The sequence below is a fragment of the Ignavigranum ruoffiae genome (assembly GCF_023195815.2).
Lineage (GTDB): Bacteria > Bacillota > Bacilli > Lactobacillales > Aerococcaceae > Ignavigranum > Ignavigranum ruoffiae.
The window spans coordinates 1,198,849-1,211,900 of sequence record NZ_CP096206.2; the positions used below are offsets into that span (position 1 = coordinate 1,198,849).

Consider the following 13,052-nt stretch of genomic DNA (forward strand, 5'->3'; position numbering starts at 1 on the left):
ACTACTCTGCTTTCACTGATCAAGCTCCAAGCTACTTTCGCTAGAGTTGAAGGCTTTCAGCCAATGACCTTCTCTCTTAGAGTTCTAGCTACTTCTCTTTTCATCGCTTCATATTCGACAAAATTCTATCAAATAAAAGCCGGGATAGCAAGTTGTCCCAGCAATCCTCTGTAAATTTTATAAATCTGATCAACAGGATTTTCTTTCTAGGTCATCATTTACTTAAATAAGGATGACCTTCTATATAATAACGCAAGGGTTTGTGAGTCCACTCCCCTTTGTTAGGGATGCCTATGCGAGGGCCAACTCCCAGCTTGGCATAAGATAATCGTTGTGAGAAATCGATGCGTAAACCCGGACCTTGAACCGACTGACCATAATAGGACATATTAATCCCTAAGGCTTGACTTAATTTTGCTGGCCCATTGCTTATCAATATTCCCGACTTTCCTCGTCGTTGAGCCATTAAATCCCGACCTTGATAGGGTTCAAGTGCCCGAATCATAACGCCAGTTCCTTGTCCCGGATAGCCAGACACCACATTGATTAGAATATGCCCCCGCATTTGATACAAATAAAAGACGCCCAAACCTTGATAGAGGGCTGACAGTCGCGGAGTTTGCTTTCTTTGATAACTATGACTGGCTTGATCCTCAAAGCCTAGATAGGCTTCGGTTTCCACAATCCAACCCGAACACCTTCCTTCGTCTGACTCATGAACCAGCAGACAGCCTATCAAGTTCTGGGCCAGTTCAGTCGTTGGTGTGTCCCGATTGAACCAGTCGGGAATCATAATTCCACCTGACTAAAAACATGGGAAATACTATCTTCAAAGACTAAAGCACCAGGATAAGTGACTTGTAGAGGCGATTTATTAATAATCACCATCTGATCTCCTTGAAAGTAATTAATAAAACTCGCTGCCGGATACACTACTAAAGACGTCCCAGCTACAATTAACAGATCAGCTGAACGAATCGCATCAATCGCTTGCATAATGGTCTGCTGGTCTAAAGGCTCTTCATACATTACAATATTGGGCCGAACAATACCGCCATCTTCGGGACAACGTGGTATCCCCGCTTCATCTCTTTGCAGTTGATCGACTAAATAATGTCTACCACAAGTTAAACAATAATTGTCATAGACACTTCCGTGAAGTTCATAGACCTTACTAGAGCCAGCCAGTTGATGTAAGCCGTCAATATTCTGAGTAACGACACTGACATCCTTGCCCATTTTTTCTAATTCTACTAGAAAAGTGTGGGCCAGATTAGGTTGAGCTAAAGGATAGACCAATTTATCAAAATGAAAATCAAAATAAACTGCTGGAAAGTGCTTAAAGAAACTATGCGAAATAATTTGTTCTGGACGATACTGGTTTCCCGTTTCTTGCATAAAGATACCATCCGCCGAACGAAAATCGGGAATGCCACTTTCCGTAGAAACACCGGCGCCGCCGAAAAAAACAATCCGTTGACTTTGCTTCAAGGCATCGGTTAAGGCCTCAATTTGCTCCGACATTCAATCATCTCCTTAATGACATTATATCAAAATTAAACCGTTTGCACTTTTTTATCGGACATGGGTCTAGTATAATGACTTAGAATAGATAAATGGAGGTCATTATGACAAGTCAAGCCGAAGAAACTCAGATTGCCGCTAAAAAATTTGCCGAAAACATTCGCGATCTCGCACAATTCCGCCAAATTTATTCAGCCGCGCTTAATGAGATTCATACCAAATTTCTCAACTTGGATCAAGAGTTCAAGGTTACCTATGAACATAATCCCATTCATCATATTGAGAAACGTTTAAAATCTTTAGACAGTCTGATTGAAAAGATGGATCGTTTAAACCTTCCTATTACTTTGCAGGACGCTCAGAATCATATTCATGATATTGCGGGTGTTCGGGTCATCTGTAATTATTTGGAAGATTTATATACCATGGAGCGATTACTACTAAGCCAGAACGACGTGCAGATTATCCAGCGTGAAGATTATATCAAAGAGCCCAAAGCCTCTGGCTATCGCAGTCTCCATGTAATTGTTACTATTCCAGTCTATCTTTCCCGTGGCGCCTTACAAGTTCCCGTAGAAATCCAATTCCGAACAGTCGCCATGGATATGTGGGCCAGTCTTGAACATGAATTAAAATACAAAGCGAAGCATAAACATACCCTTTCAGATGATAACCTGAGTAAACTCCTAGATTGCTCTGAGCAATTAAATCAAATTGAACGTAAAATGCAAGACATCCATAAGGAAGTCATGCCCCCGCTGACCCTTCGAGGAGAAATCTAAATTGAAATGTTTACTCTGCCAGCATGCCTGTCAATTATTTAACCAGAACCCTTTTGGTCATTTCTGGTCCTGCCCGCATTGTCGGGCTATTTGTCGTGATCCAAAGGAATTTCTTAGCCAACAAGCTGAACGTCATCGTTACCTACTCCATCAAAACGCGCTCGACAATCCAGGCTATCAGCAATATTTCGTCAGTATCATCGATCAGGCCATCTCGCCCTTCTTTTCTCTAGGTCGAGATAGCCTCGGACTAGATTATGGATCGGGGCCCCAGCCAGTATTAGCTCAAGTGATGGATAAATACTATCAGCAAAAGGTGGTTAATTTTGATCCTTATTTTGCTACGGATACTAGCTTACTCCAGGATCAAGCTTATCAACTGATTAGCTGCATTGAAGTTGCAGAGCATTTTCACCTGCCCGCTTCTGAATTTAGACAGCTCCACCGACTTCTAAGCCCCAAGGGGATATTATGCCTGTGTACTCACTTTGCCCCTCAAGAACGAAAGGATTTTGAACAATGGTGGTATATGCATGACCCCAGTCATGTCATCTTCTATGCTCTACCTACATTTACCTATATCGCCAAGCAGTTTGGCTTTAAGATTCTAGCCACCGATTCTAAAAGCTGGATAACTTTAAAGAAGATAGCTTAATCTTCGCTGATGGTGGCTTGGATACTTTGACAGGCTTGTACTGCTTTCATTCCGCCTTCAATCACAACCGGTTGCATTCCTGCCCGCGCTAATAAAGAGGCCGCTGTAGTCGCTCGGTTTCCTGAACCACAGAGCAAATATTGCTTATCTTCATGATTTAATTGATTAATTTGTGATTTTAGCTGGGCTAGTGGAATCGAAAGTAAATTTTTCTTTGGCGCTGGCCGAGTTATTTCAGCCTGTTGACGGACATCGATTAATTGATAAGCGGTGTGATTGATTGCTAAGAAATCTTCGGCAGGGATGGAAGCTACGCTCTGGAGCATGTCAGACGGGAAAGCAGCAAACTCAATAAAACCTATGGATGAATAACCTTCAGAAATATCTTCAATGGTTTGGATTAAACTGGAATCTGTTTGGTCAATGATCCAAATAATCGCCTCATCTCTATTTAGAACCCCTTCAGCATAATTACTAAAATTATTCAGGGTCAAATTGATGGAACCTGGAACAAAGGCTTGACGAAATTGACTGGCTTGACGTATATCAACGAGCTGATAAGGTTGATCAGCTGTTAAAGTTTGATAGGAAAGTTTATTCATGTTTTACTCCTCATCTTGGTTTACAAATTTCTCTGATTTTTCTTACTTATAGCTTATATCGCTAAATTTCTAAAAGCAAGACTCAACTTAACAATACCAATCATATTCATTGCTCATCTTAGCCCTTTCGCTTATGATTAAGAAAATAAAAAATATTTGGGAGGAAGGCTATGATTGATCAGCTTAGAAAGTATTTCCTATGCTTGCTACTTATCTTTATAATGATTCCCTCAGTCCAAGCTCAAGAAAGTGACCCCGATTTAGCCGATATTCTGGAAAAGACGCTAGAAAGTTATCAAGATTTAGAAAATATTCAATTTCAAATGAACTTATCTTTCACTAAAGAAGGTACCGAGAATCTCGAGGAAAGTTTCGAAGCTCAACTTCCTTTGGAATTGCAAGTACAACCCGATTTTGCCCTCAAAGCCAAATTAAAGATCTCACCCATCAAAGATTTAGGAATCGAGGAGAATGCTTTTGCAGAAGCGTTTTTCATTCAAAATAAATTCGGTTTACGCTACACTTATTTAGATCCCGAAGTAAACGCTGATCCTTGGATTGAATCCTATATCGGCCAAGATATCGAGTTCACGGACTTTGTTCAGATGTTGGAAGAAGAATGGTTTCCCTATATTGCCCAGCAAGGTCAACGGATGGTCGCTTTAGCTAGAGATCCCGAACTGATTAAGAATTTCACTATGGGTCAGACAGACCAAGATTATCAAATTTCATGGAAACTTAACTATACACCAGATCAATGGTGGGCCATCTATCAAGCCTTATACAAAGAAGCTACATCTCAAGGAATGGATCCAGAGGATCTACTATTATCTAAGGATGAAGTCGAAGATTATGCTCGTCTGATCAATGAAGCCAATATTCAGATCCATTTCCTAGTTGACAAGGAAACTCATAGCTTTAATTCCATCACCATACATGGTCAAAATACACTTGAGAACACATCGGACCAAGAAGAATTGTCTGTCTCTTTTGATCAAATAAAACACAACCAAGATCTTAATTTTGAAATCCCCAAGGACTTTAAAAACCAAACCCCTTCTTATGAAGAATAATCAGACAAAATGATAGCCAATCCGATTAGACTTTAGTGCTGGTTCGGATTGGCTTTGATTAATTATTTTAATATATATTCGGTGTAGATGTCCGTTTCAGGATCTAAGCGGATAGCGATGGAAAGACGATCTTCACGTGACTTAAAGAGAAAGGCCTGGGCTTCAGGGAAGTTACTATCTTCAGTTGGATTCCATTCGATTTGTTGACTTACCTTAATCACTTTAACCCGCGAACAATAAGCTGATTTTAATTTAATTTCTTGTTCATTTTGTGCCTGGATACTTACTAATCCTTGGCTAATTTCATCATCTTGGCTCCGAAAGATAATTTCATTCGCTTGAGGATCTAGATAGATTTCACTGGGCCGAGTCACTACGTGACTGATAAAGGTCAGCGGTTGTTCTAGTGAGTCTGCAGATATAGTTTGACCTGAAACTTTTGTATTGGCTGAGATAAATACGGCCACCATGACCATAATAAGCCCTAGACCCTTTAAGAATTTATGTTTTTTCATCATTCTCCCACCCTCCTTTCAATCTATATTAAGGCTTTGAATCCATCAGACGTAATTCACCCTAATTAATAACAATATTGCCATTCTCGCGCAGCAGAATTTCGACCGGACGCTCTTGTGATGAGAATTGATGAGGGGATAACACTTGAGCATAGGCGCCGGCATTGGTAATCATTAATACATCACCGATTTCCAAACGTTCTAGCTCAATCTGCTCGGCAATCAGATCGGTTCCGGTGCACAAATTACCGACCAGATTAACTCGTTCTTTGGTTCTTGAATCGCCTAAAGGAATAAAATCAAAGGCATCGATTTTGGTATATAGGGGTTCACTGGCCATCGGTTGTTCATCTTGGCTGTATTTATCGACAAGCTGGGCTAGTGAAGGCCGAATGAAACCATTCAACGTATTCTTTAAAATCAGAAAGGTCTGACCCTGAGATAACTTACGATCCATTACCCGACTGGCATAATAACCATGGTTCCCTACTAGATAACGTCCCACTTCGATAATTAGGTTGACATCAGGAAAGTCCTTTTTAAAGTCCTTCATGGCTGGCTGAAGTCCTTGTTTTAATTGATCTAAATCAAGTCTTGAATCTTGACTACTATAAGGAATGCCGATGCCTGATCCCATATTTAAATAGGTCAAATCCATTCCCGTGTGTTCTTGAATGCGCCGAGCTAATTTAAATAAATTCTGATAATAAGTTAATAGCACTTCAGCTTGCAGTTCTTGGCTACGCAAATGGATATGCAGACCCACAATCTCGACTTGATTTAATCTCTCATTCTGAGCAAAATCAATAAATTGATCTTCATCAATCCCAAATTTCGATGCTGTCCCAGGCCCACCCTCAAATGAGAAGGCCGGGTTAATCCGTACGCCAATCTTTACTTCCTGTTCTAAATCTAGGGCAATCTGCTCAATCCGGCGAACCTCGCCTAAACTATCAGCAATAATCATTGACTTGTCCAGAGCAGCGATAATTTCATTGTCAGATTTACCCGGAGCTGAATAATAAATCTGATCGGGCTTTAACCCTAATCTTTGTGCCCGATATACTTCTTGTAAACTGGCCGCATCGGCTCCATATCCCTGCCGGAATATGGTCTGATTGACATCCATATTGGCGTTACATTTCATTGAGTACAAGAAAGAAATTTCAGGAAAAGTGACCTGTAACTGATTGGCAGCCTGAATAATTCCTGCTTCATCATACAGATAGAAACTTTCAAAATCCTGGCTCAATGCTTTAATCTTCTGCTGAATCTCCATAATCTACCTCCTAATATGACTTAGTTTAATTATAAGTCAAGGTGGCTGAATCTGCTAACAATTTGGGTAAATGAATCAAGGCACAAAAAAGCTGGCCTTTTTAAGCCAGCTTGAGTAATTATTCTTTAATTTGGTCGGCCACCGTAAGGACCGGTTCATAGTCGGGTTCTTCCGCAATTTCAGGGACATATTGAGCATAAACAATATGTAATTCAGGGTCGACGACAAAGACTGATCGCGTTAAGACAGTTTTGCCACCTAAATCAATTTCAATCCCCATGGCTTGACCGAATTCTTGATTGGTATCAGATAAACTAGCCACATTCAATTGATTATCGCGATTCCATTGGTTAAATTCATCAACCGAATTTCGACTAGCTGTGATAAATTGATACCCTTTATCTTTCGTCGCATCTTGAAAATGTTTCGTCTGCAATTCGCAGGTACGAGTTAATACATCTGGAACGACACTTAATACAGTGACTTTACCTTTTAGCAAATCATGTAGGCTAACTAATTCGCCTTGTCCATTCTTCATTTGTACGTCTGGAATTTGTTCTCCTACTTGAACTGGATTTCCTTGAATTTCAATGGGTTTCCCTTTAAAAGTTACTTGCATTCAAATCATCCTTTCCTTCTTCATAACTTAATTATCAGATAATCTAAGTCGTTTTGCAATATATCTGATTTTAATTATATTAAAGCAGGTCAGAAAATTCTTGCTGTTCTTTTAAGAGGTATGCTGGATCAATCACTGTGGTTTGGACATTGGCCAAAGCCTCTTCAATTAAAGATTCCAAATCTAACTTAGCTTCTTGGTCTTCGATGACTGCTAATTTGGGCTTGGTATGAGGAGAACGAGGCGCAAAGACTGTACAACAATCCTCGTAAGGTTGATTGGACAAGTCATAAGTGCCGATTTCTTCGGCTAATTTAATGATATCATTCTTATCGGTTGCAATCAGCGGTCTTAAGATCGGTGTGGAAGTCACTTCATTAATCACCTGCATACTGGTTAAGGTTTGCGAAGCCACTTGACCTAAGGACTCCCCATTAATGATGGCCTGACCTTTTTGTTGATGCATCAATGCTTCAGTAATTCTCAACATGATCCGTCGCATGACCGTCATGGATTCATTCTCATGGACCTGATCACGGATAGCCTCTTGAATCCGAGCAAAAGGAACCGCATGGAAAGTAATCGGCATGGCATATTTACTTAACTGGGCCGTTAATTTCTTAGCTTTCTCTAAAGCTTGGGGACTGGTATAAGGTGGACTGGAGAAATGAACCATCTCAAGTTCCATCCCCCGTCGGATCATCAAGTAGCCCGCAATCGGCGAGTCAAAACCGCCTGATAACATCAACATTCCTTTGCCACTAGATCCATAAGGCAATCCTTGCACCCCTTGATAAGAATCTAGACTTAAATAGGCATAATCGCCCTGATGAATGGAGACCGTCAAAACATAGTCGGGATGATTCAAAGAAACATTGAGTTCTGCAAAATGATCATCTAAATCTCCACCAACAATCCGCTGAATATCATAGCTATCATAAGCAAAGGTCTTATCAGATCGCTTGGCCACTACTTTAAAAGAATCCCCCTCTTTGAGATTCAAGGCTTGGAAAAGCTGGCGAGCTTGGTCTTTAATTGCTTCTATATCTTTGGCAACCTGATATGAGGGTTCAAAGCGAGTAATGCCAGGAATCTTCTTCAAAATCTCAATCATGGTTTGATAGCTTTCTTCTTCCCACTCAATATGCATAAAGTCATACCAAGGTTTGATTTTGATCGGGCCTATTAAGTCTTTGGTCTGATAGCGAATATGGTCGGCCAGTCTCTGTTGGAACAACTTGCGATTTCGTCCCTTTGTTGAGAGCTCTCCATAGTGAACAACAATACGTTTCATAGGACATCCTTTCTAGGCTTGGAATGCTTGACTAATCTTAGGTATTTGGCCAAGTACATAGTTCAGTTCGTCTTCAGTGGTATATTGTGACATACTCAGTCGAACAGCGGAATTCGAAATCTCAGCCGGTACTCCCATTGCCGTTAAACTGGCGTGGGCTCGGTGTTGGCGACTGGAACAGGCACTGGTTGTTGAAATAAATATATCAGCCTGTTCAAAGGCATGGAGAAGCACTTCACCAGGAATCGGTGGCAGAGCCGCACAGATGATATGCGGACTAGCTTGCTCTTTAGCAAAAACGTGCCAGCCACACGTTTCGAATTGTTCAATTATTTGTTGGCGAAAGTTGCTCAACTTTGCTTGCGTTTGATGTTGCCGTTCTGCCGCCAAGCGCAAAGCTTTAGCCGTAGCTACAATCCCCGCTAAATTCTCGGTACCAGAACGCAGTGATCTTTCTTGGCCACCTCCATAAATCATCGGTTGAGAGGCCACCCGTTGTCTCTTAGCAAAGATACCTACCCCACGAACAGCATAGAATTTATGACTGGATAAAGACAAGCAATCAATTCTTGGATGGTGTAAATCATTCAGGCAAGCTGTTACGGCTTGAACTGCATCAACATGCCAGATGATTTGTGGATATTTATTCAATATTTGACCAATCTTGGTTAAAGGCTGTCGACTACCTACTTCATTATTGACTGCCATTGTCGACACCGCTAGTACATGCTCGTCTTTCAAAGCCTCTTCCAAAGCGATTAAATCAATTTGGCCTTGGTCATCGACTGGAATGAGTTCGAATTGACAAGCAAAATTCGATAAGATATCCAGTTGTCTCAACATCGAAGGGTGTTCTATCGCCGATATTAAGACTTTGGCTTGATTCTTCGAACGGCGCTCTTTCAAAGCCGGCACTACCGCTCTTAAGAACCAATTATTGGCCTCACTTCCCGAAGCAGTGAAGTAAATCTCATCTTCCTTAAAAGCCAAAATATCCGCAATTTGTTGCCGGGCTTGATTTAATAAAGCCTTGGCCTCTTCACCTAAACGATGGGCACTGGAAGGATTGGCGAAATATCTTTCAGCCACCTTTTGATAAGTCGTCAAGACTTCCTCTAAGGGTTGGGTGGTGGCGCTATTATCAAAATAATACATAGAGTTCCCCCTTATCAAATTAACAATCAAAAAGAATAAAACGAATCATAAGTCGATGACCTACGATCCGTTTTTCGGTTAAATCTACAGACGGCTTTGTTTCTCTTGGTGATACATGCGACGGACTTGAGTTGGTCCATCTGGATCCACCCGCCGAAGAACTTTCTCAATTACATTTAAAGCTTCTGGATATCTAAATTCATCATAGAAATAATGTTCAGCATCACGAATGGCCCGATCCATTTCCGGCACATCATAGCGGAAACGATTGGAATGTTGAATCATGTATTCCGTAAGAGCAGAAGCATCGACAATTTGCTCAGTCGTTTCTTCCAACTCGCTCAGATCGTTCTCTAATTTGTCAGCAATCTGTTCAATCTCATTCATATCAATTCGAACCCGATTCAACTGCTGAGAGAGAAATTCAATTTGGTCTGTCACATTATAGAATTTACTATAGTACGATTCTGGTAAACCAGGCAGGTGTTGCTTTTCAAGTCGGCGCTTCATATTACGCATATCCAGCTCATATAAATCGAGATTAGATTTAGCTTCTTTCTCGCGTTTATTTAATTCTCCTAGACGGGCGATAATGGCTTGTTGTTTTTCATCAATGTCGCTAAGTCTTTGACCAATTTTGCGGATCATTTCAGCGACATTGGAATAAACGGCATCTCTTTCAACCAGTGAATTATCTAGGTCTATATACTTGCGATGCTCGGCAGAAATTTGATCGGTGAGTTCATTGATTTGATCCACTTCATTCTCATGTAATAAGTAAGATTGAGCGATACGATCCACCTCGATGCCTGCATAACGATTGTGTTCCATCACAGCTTCAATCTGTGCTTTAAGTTGGTTCAAATGTTTATTCACATAGTCCTTGGCCTGAATTTCTGACTCTAAGTATTCATACAAAGCATTGATTTCACGTTGAGATTTATCCATCAGGATTTGGGCATCGGCTAAATCGGCATTCTTTATTTCTGATTTGGCTTCATTTAATTTCTCACGAATTTCGTCAATATCTTCGATGACATGATGATTCTCAAAGTTGAAATGTTGGTCTAGCATTTGTTGATAGCCATCTTTTAAATCATCTAAGGCATCTTCGTAATCATCTTTAATCTTTTCGTACATTTTCGGTATTTTTTCCAAAATGTCTTCTAAAGTCGAAATTTCTGTTTCAATTTGATCCAACATGGCTTCGGCTTCGATATGGTCCCCTTCCGTGGTCACTTCATTATAACGAGTGAAGTTGAGTTCCATATATTGTAAGTTTTTCTCCAATGTTTCAATAGCTGGTCCATAATCAAAACTATGGTTCATCACATTCTTACGTGCTTTATTGTATCGATCTAAGAAACCTTCATGACGTTCATGGTTGGTTTCTGGTAGTTCGAGTAAGGCAGTCAGCTCTTCATGAAGCTCGTAGACCGCGCTTTCTGTTTCATCGAGCATTTCGCGAGCCTCATCTAGGGCTCTCTTAGCTCGACCAAGATTCATCTGCTCGGTATATTGCTCTGCGCCTACCAAAGCAGCTTCAATCTCAGTAAATTTGAAATTAGTCATCGTTTGCCAAGAAGCCACCAAACTTTCATACTTACGTTTGGTTTGACCAGCAAGATCCATATTCTTGAGGGTGAAAAGCTGATCTGCCACAGAGACACTCATCATGGCTTCTTTACGTTCTTCTAATTCAGTAATTTCTTTGTTCCGTTGTGTTTTTAAATAATATATAATGCCGAGAACCACAACGAATAAAATCACTAAGATAAATAATATATCGGTAAATGTTAGTGACATGTTTCCGCTCCTCTACTATCAATTGCCTATCCCATGTGGTTTATGAGTATGGATTATCATCCTAAATTATATCATTCAATTACCCTTATTTAAAGGCAAAAATGCCTCTGTCAACTTATTTCGACAAAACATAGCCATTCAAAAAAGAAAACAGGTAAGAATCAACGATTCCTACCTGCCTAAGATACTTTATGATTAACCTAATTTGTTGTAGTATTCTACGACAAGGGCTTCATCAACTTCGGCATTAAGTTCGCTTCGTTCTGGTAAACGAGTCATCTTACCAGATTTGCTCGCTTCATCATATGATACGAAGTCTAAACGAGATACCAAGTTCTCAAGATTTTCTTTAATCATTGCTAAATCTTGTGATTTTTCACGAATTGAGATGACTTGTTCCGGTTGAACCAAGTATGATGGGATATCAACTCGTTTGCCATCCACTAAAATATGACCGTGGTTAACCATTTGACGGGCTTGACGGCGAGTAGCGGCAAAACCTAAGCGGAACACTAAGTTATCTAAACGAGTCTCTAGAAGGCGCATGAAGTTTTCACCGTGCTTACCTTCCATTTTGCCAGCTTTCTTGAATAAAGTAGCAAATTGACGTTCATTTAATCCATACATAAAACGTAATTTTTGTTTTTCTTGCAATTGCATACCATATTCCGATAATTTGTGGCGTGCATTACCATGTTGTCCTGGTGGGAAAGGACGTTTAGCCAATTCCTTTCCAGATTCAGTTAATGAAATACCTAATCGACGAGATCTTTTCCATGATGGTCCAGTATATCTTGACATAATATTATTCCTCCATGATTTGATTTGGAGTAAAATAATTGATAAAAAACCGAATGCGTGCAGTTGCCACGATACTTTCACCCTTGCAGCCGCAGTTACTGATATCCCTTTTGGTTGTCAACTGTTGACGCGCTTTCTTTTTTTACGCTGCATTATTTTACACAAAGGATAATATAACATAAGCTCGGACCAGACGCAAGGACTAAATTAAATTTATTCAGTTAAAGTCAACTTTCAAACACATCAATCATTAACTTGCCATAATCATGGCTTCGACCAAACTGGCTGCAGTGCGTCCGGCTTCGATAATGAATTGATCGAAATCGATTGAAGCCGATCCATCAGCTTGGTCTGAAATTGCCCGAATAATGACAAAAGGTACGTTGAAAATACTACAAGTTTGGGCAATGGCTGTGGATTCCATCTCACAAGCCCGCGCCCGGGGAAAATTCTGGCGGATTTTCTCACGTCCAGCTTGATTGCCAATAAATTGGTCGCCCGATACAATCGTACCGATGACCGGTTCTTTATTTAACAGACGGGCTTGAGTTTGAGCGGACCGAACCCAAGTACTATCAGGAAAATATTCCGCTGGCATACCAGCCATCTGACCTAGCTGATAGCCAAAGCTAGTCACATCGACATCGTGATAACGAAAGGCCTGGCCAATCACAATATCGCCCACCTTCAAACCAGGGTCCAGAGCCCCTGCTGAGCCGGTGTTGATAATGACATCAGGCTGACAATGCTGAATAAGCAAAGTTGTCGAAATAGTAGCATTGACTTTACCAATGCCTGACTTCATTAAATAAATTTGATGTTTGCCGAGGTAACCTGTCACAATTTCAAAATTGGCCACCTGAATCATTTCTATTTTACTTAAGCGTTCTTTCAGCAATGAAATTTCTTCTTCCATGGCGCCGATAATTCCGTACTTCATCTTTTCC

Annotated in this window: 14 protein-coding genes and 1 other annotated feature (1 of these 15 running past the window's edge); of the genes, 3 read left to right on the forward strand and 11 right to left on the reverse strand. The window is 40.5% G+C overall.

All coding sequences use genetic code 11. The features are described from left to right. Positions 1-113 (reverse strand) — a binding site (T-box leader) (it extends 88 nt beyond the left edge of the window). 101 nt (positions 114-214) lie between these two features. Next, the gene (locus M0R79_RS05690) at positions 215-793 is read right to left on the reverse strand and encodes a DNA-3-methyladenine glycosylase (RefSeq protein WP_092571930.1); all 579 of its coding nucleotides are present in this window, start codon (positions 791-793) and stop codon (positions 215-217) included. Next, positions 790-1,524, reverse strand: a complete 735-nt coding sequence (locus tag M0R79_RS05695; RefSeq protein ID WP_248416042.1) for an NAD-dependent protein deacylase — start codon at positions 1,522-1,524, stop codon at positions 790-792. Before M0R79_RS05695 ends, M0R79_RS05690 begins: the two co-directional genes overlap by 4 nt. Before the next feature lie 104 nt (positions 1,525-1,628). Between M0R79_RS05695 and M0R79_RS05700 the strand changes: the two genes are divergently transcribed. Both M0R79_RS05700 and M0R79_RS05705 read left to right on the forward strand, forming a co-directional pair. Beyond that, positions 1,629-2,306, forward strand: coding sequence for a GTP pyrophosphokinase (locus M0R79_RS05700; protein ID WP_159428869.1), 678 nt, complete (start codon positions 1,629-1,631; stop codon positions 2,304-2,306). A 1-nt stretch (position 2,307) separates the two neighbouring features. Beyond that, complete coding sequence (locus tag M0R79_RS05705) at positions 2,308-2,961, forward strand: class I SAM-dependent methyltransferase (RefSeq protein WP_248416041.1); 654 nt, start codon at positions 2,308-2,310, stop codon at positions 2,959-2,961. On the opposite strand, the gene M0R79_RS05710 is transcribed toward M0R79_RS05705, so the two are convergent. After that, positions 2,958-3,563, reverse strand: coding sequence for a rhodanese-like domain-containing protein (locus M0R79_RS05710; protein ID WP_092571926.1), 606 nt, complete (start codon positions 3,561-3,563; stop codon positions 2,958-2,960). The two genes, M0R79_RS05705 and M0R79_RS05710, sit on opposite strands and share 4 nt — an antisense overlap. 170 nt (positions 3,564-3,733) lie before the next feature. Here M0R79_RS05710 and M0R79_RS05715 point away from each other — a divergent pair, with 170 nt between their 5' ends. Continuing rightward, positions 3,734-4,636, forward strand: a complete 903-nt coding sequence (locus M0R79_RS05715; RefSeq protein ID WP_248416040.1) for a hypothetical protein — start codon at positions 3,734-3,736, stop codon at positions 4,634-4,636. A 62-nt stretch (positions 4,637-4,698) separates the two neighbouring features. Here the strand turns inward: M0R79_RS05715 and M0R79_RS05720 are convergent, their stop codons facing one another. The 8 genes from M0R79_RS05720 to M0R79_RS05755 all read right to left on the reverse strand — a co-directional run bounded on the left by M0R79_RS05720 (position 4,699) and on the right by M0R79_RS05755 (position 13,045). After that, positions 4,699-5,154 (reverse strand): hypothetical protein, encoded by a 456-nt coding sequence (locus tag M0R79_RS05720; RefSeq protein WP_248416039.1) that lies wholly within the window; start codon positions 5,152-5,154, stop codon positions 4,699-4,701. A 58-nt stretch (positions 5,155-5,212) separates the two neighbouring features. Further along, on the reverse strand, positions 5,213-6,430 hold the full coding sequence (locus M0R79_RS05725) for a diaminopimelate decarboxylase family protein (RefSeq protein ID WP_248416038.1): 1,218 nt from the start codon (positions 6,428-6,430) through the stop codon (positions 5,213-5,215). Positions 6,431-6,548: 118 nt separating this feature from the next. Continuing rightward, on the reverse strand, positions 6,549-7,049 hold the full coding sequence (locus M0R79_RS05730; protein WP_092571922.1) for a redoxin family protein: 501 nt from the start codon (positions 7,047-7,049) through the stop codon (positions 6,549-6,551). Between the two features lie 79 nt (positions 7,050-7,128). Continuing rightward, on the reverse strand, positions 7,129-8,343 hold the full coding sequence (gene thiI, locus M0R79_RS05735; RefSeq protein WP_248416037.1) for a tRNA uracil 4-sulfurtransferase ThiI: 1,215 nt from the start codon (positions 8,341-8,343) through the stop codon (positions 7,129-7,131). Positions 8,344-8,355: 12 nt separating this feature from the next. Next, complete coding sequence (locus M0R79_RS05740; protein ID WP_092571920.1) at positions 8,356-9,498, reverse strand: cysteine desulfurase family protein; 1,143 nt, start codon at positions 9,496-9,498, stop codon at positions 8,356-8,358. Positions 9,499-9,582: 84 nt separating this feature from the next. After that, complete coding sequence (locus M0R79_RS05745) at positions 9,583-11,304, reverse strand: septation ring formation regulator EzrA (protein WP_092571919.1); 1,722 nt, start codon at positions 11,302-11,304, stop codon at positions 9,583-9,585. 195 nt (positions 11,305-11,499) lie between these two features. Continuing rightward, positions 11,500-12,105, reverse strand: coding sequence for a 30S ribosomal protein S4 (rpsD, locus tag M0R79_RS05750; protein WP_092571918.1), 606 nt, complete (start codon positions 12,103-12,105; stop codon positions 11,500-11,502). Positions 12,106-12,355: 250 nt separating this feature from the next. Then, entirely contained in the window at positions 12,356-13,045 is a 690-nt protein-coding gene (locus tag M0R79_RS05755) for a 5'-methylthioadenosine/adenosylhomocysteine nucleosidase (RefSeq protein ID WP_248416036.1), read from the reverse strand. Positions 13,046-13,052: the final 7 nt, after the last annotated feature.